This is a genomic window from Rubrobacter sp. M3-4 (assembly GCF_059772285.1).
This window is the reverse complement of record NZ_JCBAJP010000001.1, coordinates 107546-131858: the sequence shown is the minus strand read 5'-3', so window position 1 is coordinate 131858 and position 24313 is coordinate 107546. Positions and strand designations below refer to the sequence as shown.

The 24313-nt window shown below is 68.0% G+C and carries 19 protein-coding genes; 9 read left to right on the top strand and 10 right to left on the bottom strand.

Translation table 11 applies throughout. From position 1 onward, the window contains the following. Nucleotides 1-2: 2 nt before the first annotated feature. Complete coding sequence (locus AC6EKW_RS00580) at nucleotides 3-2165, bottom strand: DUF6077 domain-containing protein (RefSeq protein WP_273888136.1); 2163 nt, start codon at nucleotides 2163-2165, stop codon at nucleotides 3-5. A gap of 288 nt (nucleotides 2166-2453) precedes the next feature. Here AC6EKW_RS00580 and AC6EKW_RS00575 point away from each other — a divergent pair, with 288 nt between their 5' ends. The 5 genes from AC6EKW_RS00575 (at nucleotide 2454) to AC6EKW_RS00555 (ending at nucleotide 8900) form a co-directional block, all read left to right on the top strand. After that, complete coding sequence (locus AC6EKW_RS00575; RefSeq protein WP_273888135.1) at nucleotides 2454-5291, top strand: 2-oxoglutarate dehydrogenase E1 component; 2838 nt, start codon at nucleotides 2454-2456, stop codon at nucleotides 5289-5291. Between the two features lie 52 nt (nucleotides 5292-5343). Continuing rightward, on the top strand, nucleotides 5344-6618 hold the full coding sequence (odhB, locus tag AC6EKW_RS00570; RefSeq protein WP_498513382.1) for a 2-oxoglutarate dehydrogenase complex dihydrolipoyllysine-residue succinyltransferase: 1275 nt from the start codon (nucleotides 5344-5346) through the stop codon (nucleotides 6616-6618). Nucleotides 6619-6697: 79 nt separating this feature from the next. After that, nucleotides 6698-7195: an OsmC family protein gene (locus tag AC6EKW_RS00565; RefSeq protein ID WP_273888133.1), complete on the top strand. Its 498-nt coding sequence runs from the start codon at nucleotides 6698-6700 to the stop codon at nucleotides 7193-7195. Next, nucleotides 7186-8142: a methylmalonyl Co-A mutase-associated GTPase MeaB gene (gene meaB / locus AC6EKW_RS00560; RefSeq protein ID WP_498513381.1), complete on the top strand. Its 957-nt coding sequence runs from the start codon at nucleotides 7186-7188 to the stop codon at nucleotides 8140-8142. Before AC6EKW_RS00565 ends, meaB begins: the two co-directional genes overlap by 10 nt. A gap of 23 nt (nucleotides 8143-8165) precedes the next feature. Continuing rightward, a complete protein-coding gene (locus AC6EKW_RS00555; RefSeq protein ID WP_498513380.1) occupies nucleotides 8166-8900 on the top strand; it encodes a helical backbone metal receptor in 735 nt (244 codons plus the stop codon). Here AC6EKW_RS00555 and AC6EKW_RS00550 read toward each other — a convergent pair. The 3 genes from AC6EKW_RS00550 to AC6EKW_RS00540 all read right to left on the bottom strand — a co-directional run bounded on the left by AC6EKW_RS00550 (nucleotide 8836) and on the right by AC6EKW_RS00540 (nucleotide 11988). After that, entirely contained in the window at nucleotides 8836-9741 is a 906-nt protein-coding gene (locus AC6EKW_RS00550) for a CoA transferase (protein WP_498513379.1), read from the bottom strand. The genes AC6EKW_RS00555 and AC6EKW_RS00550 overlap by 65 nt on opposite strands. 3 nt (nucleotides 9742-9744) lie before the next feature. Next, on the bottom strand, nucleotides 9745-11355 hold the full coding sequence (locus tag AC6EKW_RS00545; RefSeq protein ID WP_498513378.1) for an acetate--CoA ligase: 1611 nt from the start codon (nucleotides 11353-11355) through the stop codon (nucleotides 9745-9747). A gap of 72 nt (nucleotides 11356-11427) precedes the next feature. Further along, nucleotides 11428-11988 (bottom strand): DUF421 domain-containing protein, encoded by a 561-nt coding sequence (locus tag AC6EKW_RS00540; RefSeq protein ID WP_498513377.1) that lies wholly within the window; start codon nucleotides 11986-11988, stop codon nucleotides 11428-11430. A gap of 108 nt (nucleotides 11989-12096) precedes the next feature. On the opposite strand from AC6EKW_RS00540, the gene AC6EKW_RS00535 reads away from it, so the two are divergent. The 3 genes from AC6EKW_RS00535 to AC6EKW_RS00525 are packed head-to-tail and all read left to right on the top strand — an operon-like array spanning nucleotide 12097 to nucleotide 16401. Then, a complete protein-coding gene (locus AC6EKW_RS00535) occupies nucleotides 12097-13536 on the top strand; it encodes a phytoene desaturase family protein (RefSeq protein ID WP_498513572.1) in 1440 nt (479 codons plus the stop codon). A gap of 31 nt (nucleotides 13537-13567) precedes the next feature. After that, nucleotides 13568-14743 carry an acetyl-CoA C-acetyltransferase gene (locus AC6EKW_RS00530; protein ID WP_273888126.1) on the top strand — a complete coding sequence of 392 codons (1176 nt, stop codon included), beginning with the start codon at nucleotides 13568-13570 and terminating at the stop codon, nucleotides 14741-14743. 56 nt (nucleotides 14744-14799) lie between these two features. Next, nucleotides 14800-16401: a glycoside hydrolase family 10-like protein gene (locus AC6EKW_RS00525; protein WP_498513376.1), complete on the top strand. Its 1602-nt coding sequence runs from the start codon at nucleotides 14800-14802 to the stop codon at nucleotides 16399-16401. Here AC6EKW_RS00525 and AC6EKW_RS00520 read toward each other — a convergent pair. After that, nucleotides 16398-17360: a cation diffusion facilitator family transporter gene (locus AC6EKW_RS00520; protein ID WP_273888124.1), complete on the bottom strand. Its 963-nt coding sequence runs from the start codon at nucleotides 17358-17360 to the stop codon at nucleotides 16398-16400. The two genes, AC6EKW_RS00525 and AC6EKW_RS00520, sit on opposite strands and share 4 nt — an antisense overlap. 170 nt (nucleotides 17361-17530) lie before the next feature. Here AC6EKW_RS00520 and AC6EKW_RS00515 point away from each other — a divergent pair, with 170 nt between their 5' ends. After that, nucleotides 17531-18676, top strand: a complete 1146-nt coding sequence (locus AC6EKW_RS00515; protein ID WP_498513375.1) for a phosphodiester glycosidase family protein — start codon at nucleotides 17531-17533, stop codon at nucleotides 18674-18676. Here AC6EKW_RS00515 and AC6EKW_RS00510 read toward each other — a convergent pair. The 5 genes from AC6EKW_RS00510 to AC6EKW_RS00490 all read right to left on the bottom strand — a co-directional run bounded on the left by AC6EKW_RS00510 (nucleotide 18673) and on the right by AC6EKW_RS00490 (nucleotide 24301). After that, nucleotides 18673-19356 carry a glycerophosphodiester phosphodiesterase gene (locus tag AC6EKW_RS00510; RefSeq protein WP_498513374.1) on the bottom strand — a complete coding sequence of 228 codons (684 nt, stop codon included), beginning with the start codon at nucleotides 19354-19356 and terminating at the stop codon, nucleotides 18673-18675. The two genes, AC6EKW_RS00515 and AC6EKW_RS00510, sit on opposite strands and share 4 nt — an antisense overlap. 8 nt (nucleotides 19357-19364) lie before the next feature. Next, a complete protein-coding gene (locus AC6EKW_RS00505; protein ID WP_498513373.1) occupies nucleotides 19365-20702 on the bottom strand; it encodes an ABC transporter substrate-binding protein in 1338 nt (445 codons plus the stop codon). Between the two features lie 25 nt (nucleotides 20703-20727). Beyond that, nucleotides 20728-21567, bottom strand: a complete 840-nt coding sequence (locus AC6EKW_RS00500) for a carbohydrate ABC transporter permease (RefSeq protein WP_498513372.1) — start codon at nucleotides 21565-21567, stop codon at nucleotides 20728-20730. Between the two features lie 2 nt (nucleotides 21568-21569). Next, nucleotides 21570-22496 (bottom strand): carbohydrate ABC transporter permease, encoded by a 927-nt coding sequence (locus tag AC6EKW_RS00495; protein ID WP_273888119.1) that lies wholly within the window; start codon nucleotides 22494-22496, stop codon nucleotides 21570-21572. Nucleotides 22497-22747: 251 nt separating this feature from the next. After that, nucleotides 22748-24301, bottom strand: coding sequence for a phospholipase C (locus AC6EKW_RS00490; protein WP_273888118.1), 1554 nt, complete (start codon nucleotides 24299-24301; stop codon nucleotides 22748-22750). Nucleotides 24302-24313: the final 12 nt, after the last annotated feature.

Below are 24313 nucleotides of genomic sequence, written 5' to 3'. Positions count from 1 at the left end.
GATCAGGATCCTCCTGCCGGAGGCCTTATCCCTATGTAGCGGGCGAACTCCTGGTAGTCCACCTTGAAGAGGCTGTACCGCTGGCTCGGGGTGGGGATGTGGACGAAGCCCGGCAGGTGCATCAGCTGCCCGTTCAGGGGGGTCTGGGTGTAGACCAGGACGTACTGCACGTGGTAGCGGCGCAGTATCTTGTAGGCTTCGAGCATCGTCGGGCCCGAATAGAACTTGTGCACGTCGAGGTCGCGCTGGGGCACCTTGATCCTGTCATCGGAGAGCTTTTCGAGCTGATCCAGGTGCTCCAGGATCGGGTCGCCCCGGAAGCTGACCACGTTCAGGTGGGCGGAGTAGGCCGGGATGGCGATGTTGTCGTGGTCGGGGGCCATTATGACCGCCGGCCGGCGGATGTGGGTTCCCATCCAGCGGAAGATAGGGTCGAAGAAGAAGGAACGGTCGAGCGGAGGCGGGCCGTCGTCCAGCGTGCGGATGCCGCTTGAGGCCTGGGGAGCGGCGAAGCCGGCGAGGACGATGACGAAGACCAGCGCGAGCAGACCGCTCGAGATGCCGCGCAGGCCTCTCCGCGTGAGGCTGTCCGCGAGGCGCCGGACGAGCACGGCCGCCATCCAGGCGTCGGTCATCACGGTGGCCAGCGGGATCGGCCAGGCCATCCGGTAGAGCTGGCCGGGGGCTATCACCTCGTTGCCGACGAAGGTGGCCAGGGGGGGCAGGTAGCACACCAGCGTCGAGACGGCGAGGGTGCCGAGGAGGAGTCGGGCCGGGAGGCTCCGGCGGAGCCGGAGGACGAGGAAGGGCACGCCGGCTATGTAGCCCAGCGCGATGGCCGGGACGAGCAGCAGGTACGGGTGCATGATGTAGAGGCCGTCGCCGAGCCGGAAGATGTGCCGCCACTCGGGGCGGACGAAGACCATGTTCGCCAGCACCTCCGGCGGAGTACCGCCTATGTCGGCGTCGTAGAGCTTGGCCGTCGGCGGGATGCCCTTGAAGATGGCGTAGAGGAGGGGGCCGATCGCTATGCTCGCGAAAGGCAGCGCGAGGCCTGCGGTCTCCAGCCAGGCCCTTCTCTCCCTCAACCCGTACAGAAGGTGGACGATGCCGAAGCCGCCGACCGAGATGGCTATCACGGCGAGGCCGACCGGGTGCACCGTGACGACGGCCCAGCACAGGAACGCGAAGCCCAGGAGGTAGCGAGCCCGCCGGGTCCGGACGAACCAGAGGGCCAGCGCGAGCGCGACCGGCAGGAAGAGGTAACGGGTCAGGAACTTGTCCTGCACGACACGCGCCACTATCTCGCCTCCGAGGCTCTGTGGGGTGGGCTCGAGGTGTCCGAGCAGGAACAGGACGTAGAGGGTGGCGGCGAGGAGCGCAGTCCGGGGGCTGCCGAAGAGGGTGACCCCCAGGGCGTAGAACGCCAGGAGGGCGACCACGACGAGCGTCGGCTCCAGATAGTGCAACACCAGCGTGACCGGATCTATGCCGGCGACCCGCGAGAGGGCCGCCTGCTCCAGGAGCCATCCGTTTATCTTCACCCGGGAGATGGCCGCGATCCTCTCCCCGAAATACGGGTCGTAGAGGGCCAGGTGCGGGGTGTTCAGGTACTCCCGGATCCAGGCCAGATAATCCCAGGTGTCCCCGTCCACCATGGGGTATCTGACGTGGGCAGCGTACCCCAGCACGGCGGCCCCGCCGGCGAGCGGGACCCAGAGCCACCGTGCGGCACCCGAGATGTCCTCCTCGGGCCTCCTCTGCGCGGGCTCTGGACGGTGCCGGCCCAGAATGGTCCCCAACAGCGAGACGGCGAGCGAGAGCGCCACCACCCCGCCGCAGAGGGTGAGGTAGGCGGAGAGGCTCTCGTGCAGGATGAGGAAGGGGACCCCGAGCACGCCGAAGAGCGAGACGCTGAAGGCGAAGGAGGCCGGGATGGCCCCTGCTCCGCCGAACGCCTGCGAGAACCACCTCTCGTAGATGACGTACCCCGGAATCAAAAACAGCAGCAGGGCGGCGCCGAAACGGAGCATCGGCAGCTCGTGCAGCGTCTGCTGGAGCGGGCCCACGACCGCCCAGGACGCCACCGCGAGCGGCAGCAGGAAGAGGTTCAGGAGCCGCCAGGTTCCGCCATGTTTCTTGGATTCGCCCACAGCCTTCTTCACCCTCGCAAGCCTCTCTGGAGCATCGCACGGCCGCCATCGCACGGCCAGCCGGGATGGAGGAACCGCATCCGGGTAATAATACGATGTGAGAGAGCGTGCGTTACGGACGAAAGACCGTACCATGGATGTGAGTTATCATTAAGAAGGTTCAAATTGTTGTCTGTCTACCTCGAGAAACGGGGCGGTTGCGAGACGGCGCGGGATGGGCTTCGCGCCCCGGCCGGGGCTAGGCGAGAGTTCATGCCGCACAACATAGAGATCTTACGACGTGTGAGGGTGTGATCCGCTTTGTCTGAGATATCCGAGAGAGAGTTCTACGGGCCGAACCTGGGATACGTGCTCGAGCTCTACGAGCGGTTCAGGGAAGATCCCGACTCCGTCGACGAGGAGACCCGCAGGCTGTTCGAGCACTGGAGGCCGCGCGAGGTCTCGCTCGATGGACGAGGCGGAGTCGCCGCGGCTCCGGCGGACGTCGAGAAGATCGTCGGGGCGACCAAGTTCATCCGGCACATAAGGGACTTCGGGCACATGGCCGCGCACCTGGACCCGCTCGGGAGCGAGCCGCCCGGCGATCCCACGCTCGACCCGTCCTTCTACAGGATAAGCGAGGAGGATCTCGCGGAGCTGCCCTCCTCGATCGTCGACGGGCCGGTCGCCGGGAGGACCTCGACGGCGAAGGAGGCCGCGGACGAGCTGCGCCGGCTCTACTGCTCGACCACCGGGTACGATTTCGGGCACGTCCACGATCCCGAGGAGCGCTTCTGGTTGCGCGAGGCGGTCGAGAGCGAGCGCTTCGGCGGGAAGCTGGATGCCGGGGAGGCGAAGCGGCTCCTGAAGCGCCTGACGCGGGTGGACACCTTCGAGAAGTTTCTGCACCGGACGTTCCTCGGGCAGAAGCGCTTCTCGGTCGAAGGCAACGACATGGTCGTGCCGATGCTCGACCGGCTGCTCGAGCTCGCGGCCGACTCCGGCATACCGGGGGCGGTCCTCGGGATGGCCCACCGCGGCAGGCTCAACGTGCTCGCCCACGTCCTTGGCAAGCCTTACGAGAAGATCTTCGCCGAGTTCCAGCAGCCGGAGAAGGGTGAGCAGCCCTCCGTGGCCGAGAGCCCGGGAGAGGGCTGGGTCGGGGACGTGAAGTACCACCTCGGCATCCGGGGCTACCACCTCGAAGAGGGCGAGGAGGACACCCGGGTCGAGGTCACGCTCGCCCCCAACCCGAGCCACCTCGAGCACGTCAACCCGGTCGTCGAGGGGATGGCCCGCGCGGCGCAGGAGGATCGCGGGAACCCCGGAGCCCCGGAGCAGGACGTGGACGCCGCGCTGCCGATCCTGCTGCACGGCGACGCGGCGTTCCCCGGCGAGGGGGTGGCCGCCGAGACGCTGAACCTCTCGCGCCTGAGGGGGTATGCGACGGGCGGCACGATCCACATCATCACCAACAACCAGCTCGGCTTCACCACCGAGAAGGAGGACGCCTACTCGACGACCTACGCCAGCGATCTGGCCAAGGGTTTCGAGATCCCGGTCGTCCACGTCAACGCCGACGACCCGGAGGCGTGCCTGGCGGCGGTGAGCATGGCGTATGCCTACCGGCAGAGGTTCCACAAGGACTTCCTGATCGACCTGGTGGGCTACCGGCGCTACGGGCACAACGAGGGGGACGAGCCCTCCTACACCCAGCCGCTGATGTACGAGAAGATAAGGAACCACCCCTCGGTGCGCGAGATCTGGGCGAAGGAGCTCGAAGAGCGGGGCATCATCGAGGAGGGCGAGGCCGAGCGGCTGGTCGAGGAAGTCTACGCGAAGATGCAGGAGATACACAGGAGCCCTGCTGCGAAGAAGGTCGAGGAAGAGGGGATGGGGGATGCTCCGCGCACGCCGCTGGTGGAGATCCCCGAGACCGCCGTCCCGGCCGAGAGGCTCGAGGCCCTCAACGAGGCGATGCTCGAGAGGCCGGAGGGGTTCAACCCAAACCCCAAGCTCGAGCGGCTCTTCCGGCGCAACCGGGGCAGCCTGGAGAAGATAGACTGGGCCCACGCCGAGGCGCTGGCCTTCGCCTCGCTCGTAGAGGAGGGCGTGCCGATCCGGCTGACGGGCGAAGATACCGAGAGGGGCACCTTCTCGCAGCGCCACGCGGTGCTCCACGACGTGGAGACCGGCGAGCGCTACGTGCCGCTGCAGAACATCCCGCAGGCGAAGGCCTCCTTCGCGGTGTACAACAGCCCGCTCTCGGAGGTCGCGACGATGGGATTCGAGTACGGATATTCGGTCTACGCCCGGGACGCGCTCGTGCTCTGGGAGGCGCAGTACGGGGACTTCGCCAACGTCGGGCAGGCGATGATAGACCAGTTCGTCGTCAGCGGGCAGGCCAAGTGGGGGCAGTCATCCGGGCTGGTGATGCTGCTGCCGCACGGGTACGAGGGGCAGGGGCCCGAGCACTCCTCGGCCCGGCTCGAGCGATACCTGCAGCTCGCCGCGCAGGAGAACATCCGGGTCGCCAACTGCACCACAGCCGCGCAGTACTTCCACATCCTGCGGGCGCAGGCGATGCTCACCGACAACCGCAGGCCGCTCATCCTCATGACGCCGAAGAGCCTCCTGCGCCACCCGATGGCCGCCTCGACGCTGGAGGAGCTCGCGAGCGGCAGGTTCCAGCCGGTGCTGGACGACGCGGAGGCGCGGGAGAGGTCGGACTCGATCGAGCGCCTCATCCTCTGCTCGGGCAAGTTCTACACGGAGCTCGTCGGGAGCGAGTACAGGGACGAGGCCGAGGACACGGCGGTCGCGCGGGTGGAGCTGCTCTACCCGTTCCCGGAGGAGCAGCTGCGGGAGGTGATCGGCGGGTACCCGAACCTGCGCGAGGTACTCTGGGTGCAGGAGGAGCCGAAGAACATGGGTGCCTGGAGCTTCATGGAGCCCAGGCTGCGCGAGCTGGTCTCTGGGGAGCTCCCGATAATCTACGTCGGCAAGCCGGCCCGCCCGAGTCCGGCGCAGGGCTCGGCGAACTTCCACCGCCGGGAGCACGCCGAGATCGTGAGCCGGGCTTTCCGGGGCGAGGACGGTGGAAGGAAGGCCGAGGCAGCGGTCAGGGGCGTCCAGGCCCGCACCACCCAGGGGGCCTGAGGGGCCCGTGGCGGAGAGTCTTTTGGTAGCGAGAGTCTAGGAGAGGTGAGAATTGCCCGCTGATATACACGTGCCCGAGCTCGGAGAATCGGTCACCGACGCCACCGTCGGCCGCTGGCTGAAGAAGGAGGGCGAGGCGGTGAAGGCCGGGGAACCCCTGGTGGAGCTCGAGACCGACAAGATCAACTTCGAGGTCGAGGCGGAGCAGGACGGGGTCCTGCAGAAGATCGCCAAGGGCGAGGGCGAGACGGTGAACGTCGGCGAGGTTATCGGGACGATCGCCGAGGGCGACGGGGCTCAGCCCGCGGCCGAGGAAAAGACCGCCGAAGCTCAGGAACGGGAGGAGCCGGAGGCCGCGCCGGCCGAAACAGAGGAGGCGACCAACGGCCACCGGGAGGCCGAGGAGGGGGCCCGGCGGGCCTCTCCGGCGGTGAGGAAGCTCGCCCGGGAGTACGGGGTCGACCTCTCGGAGATCGAGGGCTCGGGCTCCGGCGGGCGCATCACCCGGGAGGACGTGGAGCGGGTGATCCGGGAGCAGGCGCGTCCCGCTCCGGAGGAGGCGCCGCGGGCCGATGGACACGCCGAGCCCGCCCCCGCGCCGCGTCCGGCCCCTGCCGCCGCGGAGGGACGCCCCGAGGAGCGGGTGCGTCTCTCGCGCAGGAGGCTCACGATCGCCCAGCGGCTCGTGCAGTCGCAGCACGAGGCCGCGATGCTCACCACGTTCAACGAGGTGGACATGACGGCGGTGATGGAGCTCAGGCGCAGGAGGCGGGAGTCGTTCCAGGAGCGCACCGGGGCGCGGCTCGGGTTCATGAGCTTCTTCACCAAGGCTTCGGTCGCGGCGCTCAAGGCGTTCCCGCAGGTCAACGCCGAGCTCGACGGCAACGAGCTCGTCCTCAAGAAGTACTACGACATCGGGGTCGCCGTCTCGACCGACGAGGGCCTCGTGGTGCCGGTCGTGCGCGATGCCGACCGCAAGAACTTCGCCGAGATAGAGCAGGAGATCGCGGAGCTCGCGACGAAGGCGCGGGAGGGAAGGCTCACGCTCGAGGATCTGCGCGGCGGGACGTTCACGATCACCAACGGCGGCATCTTCGGCTCGCTGATGTCCACCCCGATCCTCACCACCCCGCAGGTGGCGATCCTGGGGATGCACAAGATCCAGGAGCGCCCGGTCGTCGTCGACGGGGAGGTCGTGGTGCGCCCGATGATGTACCTGGCGCTCTCCTACGACCACCGGGTGATCGACGGGGCGGAGGCGGTGAGCTTCCTGGTCAGGATCAAGGAGCTCATCGAGGATCCGGAGGCGCTGCTGCTGGAAGGGTAGGGAGAACGGGTTTGCAGAGGGGTGCGGCGAGAGGGCCCTCCGGGCCCCTCTCGCCTTTCTGGGAGAGGAGGAGAAGAGAATGGACCTGAGGTCGGTGCAGAGGCCGTTGAAGAAGCGCTACCGCGAGGAGCCGGGCTCCTCGAAGGTGACGCTCTCGGCCAGGGCGAGCCGGCAGGAGACGCCGGTCTCCTGCTCGGTGGACATAGGCCGGGCGGTCTACGCGGCGGAGGCTCACGCCGGGGTGGGCGGGAGCGGGCAGGCCGCCTGCTCGGGTGATCTTTTGCTCGGGGCGCTCGCGGCCTGCGCGCAGCTCACCTGCCAGATGGTCGCGGAGAACATGGGTCTCGACGCCAGGCGCATAGAGGTCGGGGTGGAGGGTGACCTCGACCTCGCCGGGACGATGGGGATCTCGGAGGAGGTGCCGGTGGGCTTCGAGCGCATCCGGGTCGGCTTCGAGATCGACGCGCCGGGGGCGACCGAGGAGGAGCTCGCCGCCCTCCGGGAGAAGACCGAGCGCTACTGCGTGGTGATGCAGACGCTCCTCGATCCGCCCCGTATAGAGACCCGATGGGGGTAGGGGGGGCCGGGACGAAGACCCTGGCCGGGAGGTTGCTCGCCGGGGACAGGCGGGCGCTGGCGCGGGTGATCTCGAAGATAGAGCGCGGGGACCCGGAGGTGCCGGGGATCTTCTCCGAGATCTTCCCGTATACCGGGGGGGCGGTGACGGTGGGGTTCACCGGGCCCCCGGGCGTGGGCAAGAGCAGCCTGCTCGCCCGCCTGATAAAGCTCTACCGCGCCGAGGGGAAGAAGGTCGGGGTGGTCTCCGTCGACCCCTCGAGCCCCTTCTCGCACGGGGCGATCCTGGGCGACCGCATCCGGCTCTCGGACCACTTCCTCGACCCCGGGGTGTTCATCCGCTCGATGGGGAGCCGGGGGCATCTGGGCGGACTCGCCGCCGGTTCGAGGCTCGCCGGGATGGCGATGGAGGCCTACGGCTGCGACGTGGTCCTCTACGAGACGGTGGGCGTCGGCCAGGGAGAGGTCGAGGTCGCCTCGGCCGCGGAGACGGTGGTCCTCGCGATCCAGCCGGGCGCCGGGGACGCGGTGCAGGCGCTCAAGGCCGGCGTCATGGAGATAGCGGACGTCTTCTGCGTGAACAAGGCGGACCACCCGCAGGCCACCCTCGCCAAGCGCGAGCTGCGCCAGATGCTCGAGATCGGGCACGAGCTCGACCCGGAGGCCCCGATCCCGCCGATCGTCATGACCCGCGGGGACACCGGCGAGGGGATCGAGGAGCTCAAATCCGAGATAGAGGGGCACCGGAGGCGCCTCGAGGATAGCGGGGAGCTGGAGAAGCGGAGGCGTGCCTCGCTGCGGGAGTTCGTCGTCTCCTGGGCTACCGGACGACTGGAGAGGGAGGTCAAAGAACGGCTCGCCCGCGAGGACGCAAAGATAATGGAGGAGGTCTACGCCCGCAGGCTCGATCCGATCTCGGCTTCCGAGCGGATCTTCCGGGAGGTCTAGAGGCCCTGACGCCCCGGCGGATAGTGAGCCTGGTCCCATCGCTGACCGAGGCGCTCTTCGCCTTCGGCGCCGGCGGGCGGGTCGTCGGGCGCACCCGCTACTGCACCCAGCCGCCGCGCGAGGTCGGCCGGGTGGAGAAGGTCGGAGGGACCAAAAGGGTGGACCTCGACCGCCTCCTCTCGCTCGAGCCGGACCTCGTCGTCGCGGTGAGGGAGGAGAACCGCCGGGAGGACGTCGAGGCGATCGTGGAGGCCGGCGTCGAGGTCTTCCTGGGCGAACCCGCGACCGCCGCGGAGGCGCTCGCGATGCTGCGGGAGCTCGCGCGGCGGGTGGAGGCCCCGCGCGCGGACGTCTTCCTGGAGCGTACTGAGCGCGTAATCCAGAAGCTCGAATCCTCGCGCCCGGAGCGCCCCAGGCGGGTCTTCGCCCCGATCTGGAAGAACCCGTACATGAGCGTGGGGGGCGACACCTACGCGGGGGATGTGATCCGGGTGTGCGGCGGCGAGAACGTCTTCGCCGGGCGTGGGCGCTACCCGCGGGTGACGCCGGAGGAGATAGAGGAGACCTCACCCGAGGTGATACTGCTCCCCGACGAGCCCTATCCCTTCTCCGCCGCGGACCTGCCGGAGTTCTACGCGCTGGACGTCCCCGCCGCCCGCTCGGGGCGCGTCTACCTGCTCGACGGCAAGCTCCTCACCTGGTACGGTCCCCGGATGGCTCCGGCCCTGATGCAGCTCTCCGCGATACTGTGCCGATGAGGCCGGGAGCATCCCTCACCCTGGAGAGCGGCAGGTCGCGCTCCTCGGCCCACCGCTCCCACTCCCGGGCGCTTCTGCGGGAGAAGATTTCCTGCAGGGCTTCGTGGCTCAGTTCCTCGAGGCCGAGTTCTCCTGCGAGGCGGCTCTGGAAATGGGGCTCGAGTGCGGCGAGGGCGACCCACCCATCCTGCGCACGGTAGAGCCCGTACCCTGCGAAGGCTCCCCCGAGGAGCCCGCCGGGGGCGGTCAGGCCGTAGCGCAGCGGTGCGGCGCAGGAGGCGGCCGCCTCCTGCAGCGGGACGGTGGAGAACGCGCCTTCTCCGCCGCGCTCTCGTTCGAGAAGCAGCGCGAGAGCCGCGCTCACCGCCCTCTCGGCGCCGGCGAGGTCGGCGAGCAGGGTGCGCGGGAGGTGCGGCGGATCGAGGAGCCCGAGGGAGGCCTGGTAGGTGAGGTCGTGGCCGGGGCGGTCCTCCTCCGGGGGCGGGTGGCCGGTTATCGCGACGTGCGAGAGGCGCGGGTGTCGGGCGTGCAGATCCTCCCACCCGAGCCCGAGACGCCGCAGCGCGGGGGGCCGGCTCGAGGTGAGGAGGAGGTCCGCCCCGGCGAGCAACCCTTCGAGCCTCTCCCTGTCCTCCCGCCGCTTCAGGTCCAGCTGGAGTACTTCCTCTCCCCGGACGAGCTCTTCGTACCAGGACGAGCAGAAGAGCCCCAGTGGGTCGCCTCCCGGGGGCTCGACCTTGATGACGCGCGCGCCCAGGTCGCGCAGACGGGCCGCGGCGACAGGCCCCGGCACGTTCGTGGCCAGGGTGAGGAGGGTGGTGCCCCTCAGCGTCTCCTCCATGTCTCAGGCCCCGGCGTACTCCCGCTGGCGGAGCACGACGCGGCGGATCTTGCCGCTCGCGGTCTTGGGCAGCTCGTCGACGAACTCTATCCTGCGCGGGTACTTGTACGGGGCGCTCTGGCGTTTGCAGAACTCCTGGATGTCGCGGGCGAGCTCCTCGGAGGGCTCGTACCCCTCCCCGAGCACCACGAAAGCCTTCACCACGCTCCCGCGATCTTCGTCGGGGGAGGCGACGACCCCGCTCTCCACCACCGCCGGGTGTTCGATCAGGGTGCTCTCCACCTCGAACGGCCCGATCGTGTAGCCGGCCGAGATGATCACGTCGTCCGCCCTGCCGACGAACCAGAAGTACCCGTCCTCGTCGCGGTAGGCCCGGTCGCCGGTTATGTAGTAGTCACCCCTGTAGGAGGCGGCCGTCTCCTCCGGCTGGCGGTAGTACTCTTTGAAGAGCGCGGGCATCCCCCGGCGCAAAGCGATGTCCCCCGGCTCCCCTGGCGCGCACTCGTTCCCGTCCTCGTCTATGACCCTCACGTCGCAGCCGGGGGAGGGCAAACCCATCGAGCCGGGTCTCACCTCCACGCCGGGGAAGTTGCCGACGATGAGCGTGTTCTCCGTCTGCCCGTAGCCGTCGTAGATCGTGATCCCGTGCAGCGCGCGCCAGCGCTCTATGACGGCCGGGTTCAGCGGCTCCCCCGCCGAGACCGCGTGTCGGATCTTCGAGAGGTCGGCCTCCTCCAGCTCCTTCGTCTTCGCCAGAAGCCGGTACTCGGTCGGGGCCTGGCAGAGGACGGTGATGTCGTGGCGCTGCAGCAGTTCGATCCGCTCCTTCGGGTCGAAGGGGCCTTCGTGGAAGAAGATCTCGGTGCCCCAGCTCCAGGGGCCGAGGATGACGTTCCAGATGCTCTTGGCCCAGCCGGTCCCGGAGGTGCACCACAGGCGGTCGTCCTCCTGCAGGTCGAGCCAGTAGCGGGACTGCATCCGCTTGGCGTGGGTGTAGCCGTGGGTGTGCAGCACGCCCTTGGGATGCCTGGTGGTGCCCGAGGTGTAGAGCAGGAACGCCGGATCGCCCGCGGCGGTGTCCTCGGCGGAGAACTCCTTGGAGGCGGCCCCGGTGATCTCCGCGAAGCTCTCCCAGCCCTCGCGGCCTTCCCCGAGAAGCACGAGGTTCCGGATCGAGGGCGCATCCTGGCGCATCCTCTCCACCTCCGCGGCGCCGTCGTCGTCCGAGACGATCATCACCGCCTCCGAATGGGAGGCGCGGTAGGCGAGATCCCCCGCCCGGAGCATCGGGGAGCAGGGGATGGCCACCGCCCCGAGCTTCAGCAGCCCGACGAGCACCGCGTGCCACTCCGGGACCTTGCCGAGCACGACCATCACCCGGTCGCCCCTCTTCACGCCGAGCTCGCGGGCGGCGTTGGCGAAGCGGTTCGAGAGGCGGGCGAAGTCGGCGAAGGTGAGATGGCGCTCCCCGCCGCTCGTGCCCAGCCAGAGCATAGCCGGGCGTCCTTCGTCCTCGGCCCAGCGGTCGACCACGTCGCGCCCGAAGTTGAAGCGCTCGGGGGTCTCCCACGCGAAGCCTGCACGGGTTTTCGCGTAATCACCGATGTTGGCCACGGCTCCTCCTTCTCTCTTTCCCCTGGCGACATTCTATACCTGCAGGGGAGGCGTATGGACTCGGCCGAAGGATCAGCGGTTGCGGCTGGATTTGACCCGGCGGACCCTCTTCGGGGTTGTCTGATGCTTGCCGATGATCGAGATCGTCCCGTCCATCTCCAGTACGGCGGTCTCGACGTCGGAGGTGGAGCCGATCCCGTGTTCCCGGATCGCCTCCTCCAGGTCCGCCAGGCTCACGTCCTCCCGCCGCAGGTGATCTTCGAGCACCCGACCCCGGTAGACGAGCATGACCGGCTGGCGCTCCAGGTGCCTCCTCAGCCAGGCGTTGCGGGCCACGAGGTGGTTGAGGCCGATGAGCGTGGCCGCGCCGAGGAGGCCGCCCGTCAGGCTGGTGTCCGGTCCTATCATGGCGTTCTGCACTACGTTGGAGACGAGGAGCAGTACGACCAGGTCGAAGGGCGTCATCTGGCCCAGGGTGCGCCTGCCGGCCAGGTAGAGGAGCAGGAGCAGGAACAGGTAGACGATGATAACCCGGATGGCGGTGAAGAGGATCGTCGCCGGATCGCCGAGCATCTGCGAGAGGTGGCCGGAGAGGGATCCGGTCACCATCAGTGCGGCTGCGGGGGTGCTCATCATACGCTCCAGTGGCTCATTCTACGCCAGGGGTACTCTGGGATAATGACGCGGGTCATGGGCTCACCCGGAACTTGTGTCTACTCCTCCACGCGGTCCGCCCGGGGAATGGGCGCCGGAGCATCCCGCGACGCGGTTATCGTGGGGGCGGGGCCGAACGGGCTCGCGGCGGCCGTCGAGCTGGCGCGGCGGGGGCTCTCGGTCGCGGTCTTCGAGGCTGCGGAGGTTCCTGGAGGGGGCTGCCGCTCGCGGGAGGTGACGCTCCCGGGCTTCGTGCACGATCTCGGGTCCGCGATCCACCCGCTCGGGTACTCCTCTCCTTTCTTCCGGACGCTGCCGCTCGGGGAGCACGGTCTCGAGTGGGTCCACCCTCCGGTCCCCCTCGCCCACCCGCTCGAGGGCGGGGAGGCCGTGCTGCTCTGGCGCTCGGTGGATGAGACCGCCCGCAACCTCGGGGAGGACGCCGCAGCCTATCGCGAGATCATGGGCCCAATCGCCGACGACTGGGAGAAGATAGCGGGCGCCGTCCTCGGTCCGCCGCGAATACCCCGGCACCCGCTCGCGCTCGGCGCCTTCGGGATGTACGCCATGAGGTCCGCGCGCGCTCTCGCGGAGGGTCTCTTCCGCGGAGAGAGGGCCCGGGCCCTCTTCGCCGGTTGCGCCGCCCACTCGTTCCTCCCGCTGGAGCAGAGGCCTTCGGCCGCCTTCGGGCTCGTGCTCGCGGCGCTCGGGCACGCGGCGGGCTGGCCGTTCCCGAAGGGTGGGGCGCAGAGGATCACCGACGCCCTCGTCTCCTGCCTGCGTTCCCTGGGCGGGGAGGTCCACGTCGGAAGCCCCGTGAGCTCCGTGGCGGAGCTTCCGGCGGCGAAGGTCGTCCTGCTGGATCTGACCCCGAGGCAGGTGCTCGGGGTGGCCGGTGAGCGCCTGCCCGCCCGCTACCGCGCGCGCCTCGCCCGCTACCGTTACGGGCCGGGCGTCTTCAAGGTCGACTACGCGCTGGAGGGGCCGGTGCCGTGGGAGGCGCGGGAGTGCGCCCTCGCGGCGACCGTACACGTCGGGGGGACGCTGGAGGAGATAGCCGGGGCCGAGGGCGCGGTGGCGCGGGGGGAGCATCCGGAGAGGCCGTTCGTCCTCGTCGCCCAGCCGAGCCTCTTCGACCCCTCGCGGGCGCCGGAGGGGCACCACACCCTCTGGGCATACTGCCACGTCCCCAACGGCTCGACCTTCGACATGACGGAGAGGATGGAGGCGCAGCTGGAACGCTTCGCCCCCGGCTTCATGGAACGCATCCTCGCCCGCTCGACGATGAACGCCGCGGAGCTCGAACGCTGGGATGCCAACCTGGTCGGCGGGGACATAAACGGGGGTCTGATGGACCTGGGGCAGCTCTTCACCCGCCCCGTGGCGAGCCCCGTGCCGTATGCCACGCCGGCCGAGGGACTCTACATCTGCTCCTCCTCGACCCCGCCGGGGGGCGGGGTGCACGGTATGTGCGGCTACTTCGCCGCCCGCGCCGCGCTGCGAGACCTGCGGCGGGGTAGACTGTAGGTGTAGCTGGCGGCGCTCTGGAGGTGTCGAAGTGGAGAGAGCCGTGGTCCTGGGGGCGGCGAGAACCCCGTTCGGCAAGCTCGGTGGTGCGCTATCTGCACTGAGCGCGCCGGAGCTGGGCGGCGCGGCGATAAGGGAGGCCGTCGACCGTGCAGGGGTCGAGGACGAAGAGATAGAGCACTCGGTCTTCGGCATCGTGGTGCAGGCTGGCGTCGGCCAGATCCCTTCGCGGCAGGCCAACCGGCACGCGGGGCTCCCCTTCTCGCTCACGACCGAGACGCTGAACCAGGTGTGCGCCTCGGGCCTGAGGAGCGCGGTCCTGGCGGAGACCATGATCCGGGTCGGGGACTACCGGGTGGTCCTGGCGGGCGGGATGGAGAGCATGTCGAACGCCCCGTATCTGCTCGAGAAGGCGCGCTGGGGGGCGCGGATGGGCGACTTCGAGGCGGTGGACGCGATGATCCACGATGGGCTCCTCGACGCCTTCGAGCACGTGCAGATGATCCGGTTCGGAGCCGAAGGGGCGAGGCGTTACGGCCTCTCGCGCGAGGAGCAGGACGAGTGGGCGCTGCGCTCGCACCGCAGGGCGGCCGCCGCGACCGACGAGGGCCGCCTCGCGGAGGAGATCGTCGGGGTGAAGGTGCCCGGCAGAAAGGGTCAGACCACGTTCGTGGAGCATGACGAGCCGATCCGACGCGACACCACCCTCGAGAAGCTGGCGAAGCTGCCGCCGCTCGAGGAGGGTGGGACCGTTACCGCGGGGAACGCCCCGGGCGTCACCGACGGAGCGGGGGCCCTGGTGCTCTCGAGCGAGACGTTCGCCAGGGAGCGTGGCCTGGAGCCGCTCGGGACGATCGTCGCCCACGCCAAGGTCGCCGAGGGCCCGCCGGACCTCCTGACGGCGCCCGGGAACGCCGCGAGGCTCGCCCTCAGGAAGGCCGGCTGGAGGGCGGAGGATCTCGACCTCGTCGAGATCAACGAGGCGTTCGCCGGCGTCGCGATCCACTCCGCGCGCATCCTCGGGGTGGACCCGGAGATCGTCAACGTCAACGGCGGGGCGCTCGCGCTCGGCCACCCGATAGGCGCCTCCGGGGCGCGCATCCTGATGACGCTCCTCTACGAGCTGCGCCGCCGGGGCGGCGGGCGGGGGCTCGCCGCGATCTGCTCCGGCGGCGGCCAGGGGGACGCCGTGCTGGTCGAGGTCTAGCGCCGCCCCCCTCCCTCTGGCACAATGAGCCTGCAACCGTAGGGAGGGGGTAATCCATGCAGGATGCGATCTCGCGCCGGGGCTTCCTGGGGCTCGCGGGCGGCGGGGTGGCCGGTCTCGCGCTCTACGACCTGGCTGCGTGGCAGAAGCCGGTGGAAGCCGCGAGCGGGGGAAGTGCTTCTCCGGAGCGCTGCGGCAGGCCTGAAGTTCCCAAACGGGAGTTTCGGGCGGTCTGGGTCGCGAGCGTCTCCAACATAGACTGGCCCTCACGTCCCGGGCTTCCGGCGCGCCGTCAGAAGCGGGAGCTCCTCGATATCCTCGATGCCGTGCGCTCGCTCGGGATGAACGCCGTCATCCTGCAGGTGCGCCCGGCGGCGGACGCGCTCTATCCTTCCAGGTACGCGCCGTGGTCCTCTTACCTGACGGGTCGGCAGGGGAGGAGCCCCGGCTACGATCCTCTCGCCTTCGCGGTTGAGGAGGCCCACCGCAGGGGGCTGGAGCTGCACGCCTGGTTCAACCCCTACCGGGTGAGCACCGGGTCGAGCCTGCGCGGCCTCTCGCCGCGCAGCCCGGCGCGTGAGCATCCCGGCTGGGTCGTCCGCTACGGCGGCCGGCTCTACTTCGACCCGGGGATCCCCGGTGTGCGGCGTCTCATCGAACGTTCGGTGATGGAGGTGGTCGGGAGGTACGACGTGGACGCCGTCCACCTCGACGATTACTTCTACCCCTATCCGGTCTCCGGGGAGGGCTTCCCCGACGGCGGCACCTTCCGCCGCTACGGGGGGCGTTTCCGGAGCAAGGCCGCCTGGCGGCGGAACAACGTGGACCTGCTCGTGGGCGGGCTCTCCCGCCAGATAAAGCGCAAAAAGCGGTACGTGAAGTTCGGGATCAGCCCTTTTGGCATCTGGCGCAACCGCTCGGAGGACCCGCGGGGCTCGGCGACCAGCGGCCTCTCCTCCTACGACGACCTCTACGCCGACAGCCGCGGGTGGGTGCGGCGGGGCTGGCTCGACTACGTCGTCCCGCAGGTCTACTGGAACTTCGGCTACGGGCCCGCCCCCTACGAGGTGCTGGTGCGGTGGTGGGCGGAGCAGGTGCGGGGTCGCGGGGTGGAGCTGTACATCGGGCAGGCGGCGTACAAGATCGGGAGCGGCGGCGCCTGGGACGACCCAAACGAGATGCCCTCGCACGTGCGCTTCGACCGCCGCCATCCGGGGGTGAGGGGCGACGTCTACTTCAGCGTGAGCGACGTGCTCAAGAACCCGCTCGGATTCCGCGGCCGCCTCGCGCGCGACCTCTACCGGCACCCCGCGCTGATCCCGGCGATGCGCCGGCCCGGCGGTGCTCCGCCTCACCCGGTGCTGCTGCGGGCGAGGAACACCAGGCGGGGCGTACTGCTCGAGTGGCACGCCCGGGGGAGGCCGGATGATGCGCTCTACGTCGTCTACCGCTTCGGTGGGGCGAGGAGGCCCGGAGCCTGCGACCTGCGGGACGGGCGCAACATCCTCAAGGTCGTCCCGGCCGGCCGCTCCGGGACGCGTTCCTGCTTCGACCGGACGGCCCGCCCCGGGCGCCGCTACACCTACTGCGTGAGCGCGGTGGACCGGCTCCACCACGAGAGCCCGCCGGGCGGACGGGCCGTCATCACGGTGCGTTAGTGGGGGCGGGTGAAGCGCGCTCCTTCGGTCTCGTCCTGCGTGGGGATGTCCAGGAGCTCCGGGGTCTCGTGGTCGACCTGCAGCGTGGTGTGGCTTATCCCGAAGCTCTCCTCGAGCAGCTCTTCGAGCTCGCGGCGTCGCCTGTGGCAGTCCTCGTCGCGTCCGACCAGCACGTGGGCCGAGAGGGCCGGAAAGCCGGAGGTGACCTCCCAGACGTGCAGGTCGTGGACGTTGACTATGCCCGGGTGTGAGATCATGACGTGCCCTATCTCGTCGGGGTCGAGGCCTTTGGGGGCGGCCTCCATGAAGATGCGTCCCGAGTCGCGCACCAGCCCGAAGCCCGCCCGGAGCATTATCGTGGCGATGACGAGCGCGGCCAGCGCGTCGGCGCGGTAGTAACCGCCGGTGAAGTAGATGATGCCGCCCGCGATCGTCGTCGCGATGAACGAGTAGAGGTCGGTCAGGATGTGCTGGAAGGAGCCCTCGACGTTGAGGCTCTCCCTGTTCGCCTTCGCGAGCGTGAAGGTGGCGAGCAGGTTGACCCCGATGCCGGCGAGCCCGACGACGAGGACCAGCCCGCCCTCGACCCGCGGCGGGTGCAGCAGGCGGACTATCCCCTCGTAGTAGAAGAGCGCCGAGAGCACCAGGAGGGTGACGCCGTTTATCTGGGCGCTCATTATCTCCGAGCGCTTGAGGCCGTAGGTCATGATGCCGTGGGCAGGCCTCTGCGCGAGGCGCATCGTGACGAGCGCGAGCGCGAGGGCTCCGGCGTCGGTGAGCATGTGCCCGGCGTCGGAGAGCAGCGCGAGGGAGGAGGCTACGAAGCCCAGCACGCCCTCGGCGAGCATGAAGCCCCCGATCAGGAAGAGCGCTATGGTCAGGTAGCGCCGGTCCGCCTGGGGTCCTATCGTGTGGGAATGGCCTTCGTGGCCGCCGTGGTTTTCGTTTTCTTCGTGCAATCTGTCCTCCAAACACAATGATAATCGATCCTGGGGGGACGTCCGGGACATCGGTCGAAGATTTCACGCCGTCGGGTGTCTCATCGATCTCTCAGCGTCGTCTCAGCGGTATCTCACCCCGGCCGGGTAGCATCTTCGGTGTTCGAGCGATTCCCGGATGGGAGGAGGCTTTGCGGAGGGGAAGAAAACGTGCGAGGAAGGGCAGGTTCTTACGCGGGGCGGGATACGCCGCAGCCGGGGTGCTGCTCGTTCTGGCCGCTCTGGCGGGGCCTTCCTACGTCCGGGCCATCACCGCTCCGGGCAACACCAGCCTGGCCATGAGGACCGTGGAGTGGGTGAGGAACCACCACGGTGGTTTTCTGGTGGCGAAGGCCGAGGATGTCTGGTACACGCTCAACCAGCCTCCACGGGGAGGTCCTACGCTGCACAGGCTCCCAAGACGGGCACCGACGCGTCTTGTCTCTTCGGGTTCTCCGGTCGGGACCGCGGCGGACCTTACCCGCCCTGCGGGGATCAAACCACTCATGCACCCCGCCCTGCCGGGTGAGGGGGTCTGGAGGCCTGCGGGACAGGTCTTCGGCGGGAGAGCGCCGATACTCGAGACCACCTTCCGGCCGGACCCCTCGCATCCCACGGTCGTCGCCGGGGTCGCCTGGATCGACACCCGGCTGGTGCGCCTCGAGCTGATCCCGGGGCGCAAGCAACCCCACTCGCGGCTGGGGCCGGGAGAGGGGGAGGTGCCCGCTGCGCAGAGGAGCGAGCTTCTTGCCACCTTCAACAGCGGCTTCAAGACCCAGGACGGGCATGGTGGGTTTATTTCCAGAGGCAGGGTTTACGTCCGGCCCAGGTCCGGGCTGGGCACGATCGCGGTGTACAAGAACGGACGGGTCGACGTGGGGAGCTGGGGGAAAGAGATCAGACCATCCCACAACATAGAGTACCTGCGCCAAAACCTGCCGCTCATCGTGGACCACGCAAGACCCACACGCAGGACCCTAGATCCGACGCTCTGGGGCACCACGGTTGGGAACACGGTATACGTGTGGAGATCCGCCGTCGGGGTGGATGCGCACGGTGGCCTCATCTACGCCGCCGCCGACGGGGTGACAACCCGCGGGCTGGCCGACATCATGGTGAGGGCCGGGGCCGTCCGGGCCATGCAGCTGGACATAAACCCCTACTGGGTAGATTTCTTCACCTACGATGCTCCGGGTGGAAAGGGACCCTCCAAGCTCCTGCCCACGATGCTGCGCCCGAACGACCGCTACCTCACGCCCGATGACAGGGATTTCTTCGCCGTACTCCGCCGGCGTTAGCCTCTGCGCAGGATCCGGCCGAGCACTTCGGGGTGGTCGGTTACCACCCCGTCCACGCCGCAGCCGATGAGACGGCGCATGTCGGACGGATCGTTGACCGTCCAGGCGGTGACCGAGATCCCCAGACCGTGACAGCCGGTGACGAAGTCGTCTTCGAGCGCTGGGGCCCATACCGAGATCAAACCCACCCCCACCTCTCGGGCCCAGCCGAGGTCCCGGAGGGAGGGCTCCCTGCTGATGAGCCCGAGCCTCACCTCCGGGAGCAGGGACCGCGCTTCCTCGAGCGCCCCGTGGTCGAAGGAGATGAGCGTGATACGGGAGGTGAGGTCTCCGCCGCCGGCGAGCAGACGGCAGAGGGGCTCGACGGCCTGCCGGACCTTCATCTCGGCGTAGAGCTCCAGGCCGGTCGAGCGGGAGGCCTCCACGAACGTCGGCACCGGCTCCCCCAGCCCGGCGTCGAGTCCGGCGAGCTCCGAGGAGGTCATCTCGCTGACGAGCCCCCCGCGGCCGGTCGTCCTGAGGACGTCGGGGTCGTGCATCACGATCAGGTCTCCATCGAGCGCGACCCTCAGATCGAACTCGACGGCGTCGGCTCCCTCCCGCTCGGCCCTCCTGAACGCCCTCAGGGTGTTCTCGGGCTCGATCCCGGAGGCGCCCCGGTGGGCGATGTTGATGACCATGGGGATTGTCAGCCTCCGGCCTTGGCCAGCTGGCTCTTGACGCTCTTGCCCGCGCTCTCGAGCTGCTGGGCCACGCTGGCGAAGGCGGTCTTGGCCGGCTGGTTGTTGTCTATGATGTTTTCGATGCCCTTGCCGATGATCTGGTCGCCGTTCGGGATGATCGTGCGGGCGAGGTCCTGCGGGCGGGTCTTCGGCAGCTGCTCGACGGCCACCTTGAACAGCGGGTTCTTCTTGAGGTAGTCGCGCATCTCGCTCGAAGCTATCGCCGAGTTGGTGACCGGTAGATATCCCGTCTTCTTCGTCCAGAACGAGACGTTCTCCGGCTGCCCGAGGAACTTGATGAACTCGAAGGCCGCCTTCTTGCGTTCTTCCGGGATCGAGGAGAGGATGGAGAGCCCCGCCCCCCCAGTCGGACAGCCGAAGTCCTTCTCGGCCGGCAGGAAAGAGGCCCCGACGTCGAACTTGGCCGACTGCAGGATCGTCGTGAGGTCTCCGGAAGAGTCCTCGGTCATCGCGGTCTGCCCGTTGGCGAAGTCCGCGGTCTGGTTCTTCGCCATGTAGCCGAGCCCGTACTTGTTGCAGAAGGCGCGTACGAACTCACCGGCCGCGACCGCCCCGTCCTTGTCTATGAGTATGTCGAGCTTGTCGTTCGAGTAGGCTCCACCCCAGTCCCAGACGTTGTTCTGGAAGTACCAGGCGTTGTAGTTGTCCGCGGTGGTGAACGCGAATGCCTTGGGCTTGGCGGGGAGCTTCACCAGTTCGCGCCCCCAGTCCTGAAGCTCGCTCCAGGTCTTCGGGCCGCGGTCGGGCAGGCCCGCTTTCCGGAACATCTCTTTGTTGTAGTAGAGGAGCGGGGTGCTGCGGGCGAAGGGGACCCAGTAGAGCTTGCCGTTCTTGGTGCCTTCCTTGCGAAACGGCGTCAGGTAATCTTCCCTGGAGAACCCTTTGCCGAAGTATCCGTCGAGCGGCTCCAGGTTGCCGTTGAGGTAGAAGCGGGTCCAGTTGACGTCCGAGAGGAGCGAGATGTCCGGGATCTTCTTCGCCTGCAGAGCCTGGGCGAGCTTCTGGGCCGTCTGTTCGTAGGAGCCCTGGAACTGGTTCTGGACGTAGACGTCCTTCTGTGAGCCGTTGAATTTGTCCACCAGGCTCTGCAGGGCTTTGCCCAGGACGTCGGAGTAGGAAGACCAGAGCACCACCACCGTGCGTCCCTTGGCCTCTTTCGGGAGGTTGCCGGAGGCCTGCTGGACGCCGCCCGACCCGCTCCCGCAGCCGGCCAGGGCTACCGAAGCCAGGGCTCCTCCCGAGAGGGCCAGGAACCTCCCCCTGCTCACCTTTCTTGTGCGCATGGTTCTCCTTTCTTTCGGTGTTCTCCTAGTATTTGGTCGTACCTGCGGTGAGCCCCGAGACTATGTGCTTCTGCCAGCGCAGGAAGACGAGGATCACCGGGACGATCACGAAGATGGTGGCGGCCATGATCACGCCCCACTGGTTCTGACCCTCCTGGTTGTAGAGCTGGGCGAGGCCGACCGAGAGGACCCGCATGTTGCTGGTGTTGGTGACCACCAGCGGCCACAGGAAGTCGTTCCACTTGCCCACGAGCGTGATCAACGCCCCGGTGACCAGCACCGGGCGCGAGACCGGGAGCAGGACCAACCAGAGGGTCCTCAGATGGCCGGCCCCGTCCAGCCGGGCCGCCTCGACCAGCTCGCGCGGGATCGTGGTGAAGTGCTGTCGCAGCAGGAACGCGGCCACCACCGTGGCCGCTCCGGGTACGATGATCCCCTGGTAGGTGTTGACCCACCCCAGCGAGGAGACGGTCGCGTAGTTGGCGATCATGGTAGCGTGGATCGGGACCATCAGCGCGGCTACGAGCGCGAGGAAGAAGAGGTTCTTGCCGGGGAACCTGAGGAAGACGAGCGCGTAGGCCACCAGCACCGCGTCGACCATCTCTATCGCGGTGCCGAAGAAGGCGACGATGACGGTGTTCAGGTAGTAACGGCCGAAGGGGGCCGCGTGCCAGGCCTCGACGTAGTTGGAGAATTTGGGGTGCAGCGGTATCCACTGTGGTGGGAACGTGTAGATCTCCCCGAGCGTCTTCAGGGAGCCCGAGAGCATCCAGAAGACCGGGATGACGAACAGCAGCGCGACCAGTAAGAGCAGCGCGTAGCTCACCGCCCGGCCGATGTAGACCCTCAACACCCTCTCCTCCATGGCTACATCTCCTCCGTTCTTCTGCGTACGTAGCGGTTCTGGATCAGAAGGAGCGTCACCAGGATGATGAAGAGTACGGTGGAGGCGGCCGAGGCTATCCCGATGTTGAAGGCCTGGAAGCCCTGCTGGTAGATGTACCAGATGAGCGTGGTCGTCGCGTTCACCGGCCCTCCCTGCGTCATGACGTAGATGATGTCGAAGGCGTTGTAGGAGAAGGACTGCACCATGGTTATGACCACGACGAAGAAGGTGGCCGGGGCGAGCTGGGGGATCGTGACGTGGCGCAGCGAGGCCCACTTCCCCGCCCCGTCCACGGCGGCGGCGTCGTAGAGGTCGCGGGGGATGTTCTGCAGCGCCGCCAGGTAGACCAGCGCGCTGAAGCCCAGGTTCTTCCAGAGGTAGACGATGATCAGGGCGGGCATCGCGTAGGCGGTGCTGTTGAGCCAGTTGGGAGACGGGATGCCGAGGGGCTCGAGGAAGGCGTGGATCAGACCGTAGTGCGGGTCGAAGATGTAGTCCCACACGAGCCCTATCGCCGCACCGCTCAGAACGTATGGTGTGAAGACGATCGAACGGACGAGGTTTCTCCCTTTCAGCTTCTGGTTCAGCAGGAGAGCCACCGCCAGCCCCAATACCAGGCTGCCCGCGACCACGGCGGCCATGAAGTAGAAGGTGTTGCCGAGAACCTGCAGGAAGCCCTGCTGAGCGAACATCTGCCGGTAGTTGGCGAGGCCGACGAACGGCTTCTCGGGGGAGAGGAAGTTCCAGCTGGTCAGGCTCAGGTAGAACTGGTAGAGGAGCGGCCAGTAGGTGAAGATGCCCAGTATGACGAAGTTGGGTGCGATGAACGCGAGAAACAACAGATGCTCGCGCCTTATGCGGCGCCCCCTGCTCCTACGTCGAACCGGTTTCGGATCCCGTTCTTCCAAGACCCCCCTCTCTGAACCCCGGGGTTTCTTCGAACCCCCGATGACCCTGCTTCTCGCCGTGTAAAACGCTGGCATTGTAATTTGCCTTCCTCCGGATTTCTCGCCCGGGGGAATGTAGCGCCGGGGGACCCCTTCGTGGTTAAAAGCGGGTAAACGGCGTGTAATGAGCGGGTTAAATCCGGTGACGCTCTCTTTCGAACGGGGAAGGGGCACCCTGTACAGGGTGCCCCTTCCTGTCTGGAAGGTGTTCTTTACCTGTGGGAACCGCGGGAGGGCTCCCCGGTCTTCGGGTCGAGGAAGAGCCTGTGGGCGCGTCTGCCGTGCGAGAAGTCGAACATGTTCAGCAGGCTGCCCGCCTTCGCGTCGAAGGAGTGGTTGCCGATGCGCCCGAGGTTCCAGTTGTCCTCGATGAAGCGCAGGATGGAGGTCTGGTCGGTCACCGTGTGGTCGACGAAGTTCTGCTTCGCGTACGGAGAGATGACGAGGAGCGGGAGCCTCGGGCCGTAGCCGCAGCGGTCCTGGTAACCGCCCATCACGTTCTCCGGCCTGTTGCCGCAAGAGGTCCCGGAGAGCGCGTCGTTCTGCGGGTCGTTCGACTGGTTGACGATCGGACCCATCTGATGGTCGTACCAGCCGTCGGAGTCGTCGTAGGCGATTATGATCGCCATGTCCTTCCAGGCGGGGAGCTTCTGGAGGCGGTTGATCGTGTTCACGAGGAACTCCTGCTCGTCGAGCGGGTCGGAGTAGTAGGCGTGACCGTCCTGGTAGGCCGGGGCCTTGAGGAAGCTGACCGCGGGCAGGTTGCCGTGACGCGCCGCCGCCCAGAAGTCCGAGAGGTCGTACTGGTGGTTCGCCCGGTCGGTCTTGCCGATCATGGCGACCGAGCTCGGCGGCAGGTGGTCGGGGTTGGCGGTCGAGGGGTAGTACTGGAAGGGCTCGTGGTGGGGGATGTAGTCCTTGGAGACGATGCCCGCCATGTTCGCGTGCGACTGGTTGCAGTCTCGGAAGCCGCCCTCGAACCAGCCCCAGGTTACGTTCTTGGCGTTGAGCAGATCGCCTATGTTCTTGTTCTTCGGGTCGATGGACTTCGTCGTATCGCGCGTGTCGCACTTGTCACCGGCCGGCTGCGGGTCGCCGATCATGGTCCCGTTCGCGCTCACCGCCGGGCTCGTCTGCGCAAATCCGTGGGTCTGCCCGGAGATCAGGTTGATCGCCCCCGGGCTCGAGGGTCCGAAGGTGGTGCCGTAGGAGTTGTCGCTCATCGCGAAGTGCTGGGCGTAGTTCCAGAGGGCGGTCACCGTGTTGCCGTCGTAGTAGCCCATCACGAGCCCCGGGCCTTTGCCGTAATCCTTGCAGCCGCCGTCACCGCGGCCGACGGTCTCGACGAAGCGGTCCATCAGGCCCGCGTCGAAGGCCTGCTGCTCGGCCGTGTAGCCGTGGTCCTGGTCGCAGGTCTCGAACTGGGAGCGGTCGAGCCGGAACGGCTGCACGGAGTTCGGGTTGTTCGGCGCCTGCAGCGTCTCGTTCAGCCCGTTGACCGAGGGGGTGTTCTTCCTCGCGTGGAAGGCCGGCTCGCCGGGTGGGTTCTTCGCGTTGGGGTAGGTGCCGAAGTAGTGGTCGAAGGAGACGTTCTCCTGGAAGATCACGACGACGTGCTTTATCGGCGTGGTGGTCTGGCTCCCTCTGTGAGGCGGGGTGCGATGGGCCGGTCTCTCGCCCGAGGGACCGCTTCGGGCCATCGCGCCCACGGCCGCGAGCGCCACCAGCACCGCGGCGAGGGCCAGTGAGTACAACAGCTTCTTCATTTTTCCTCCTCT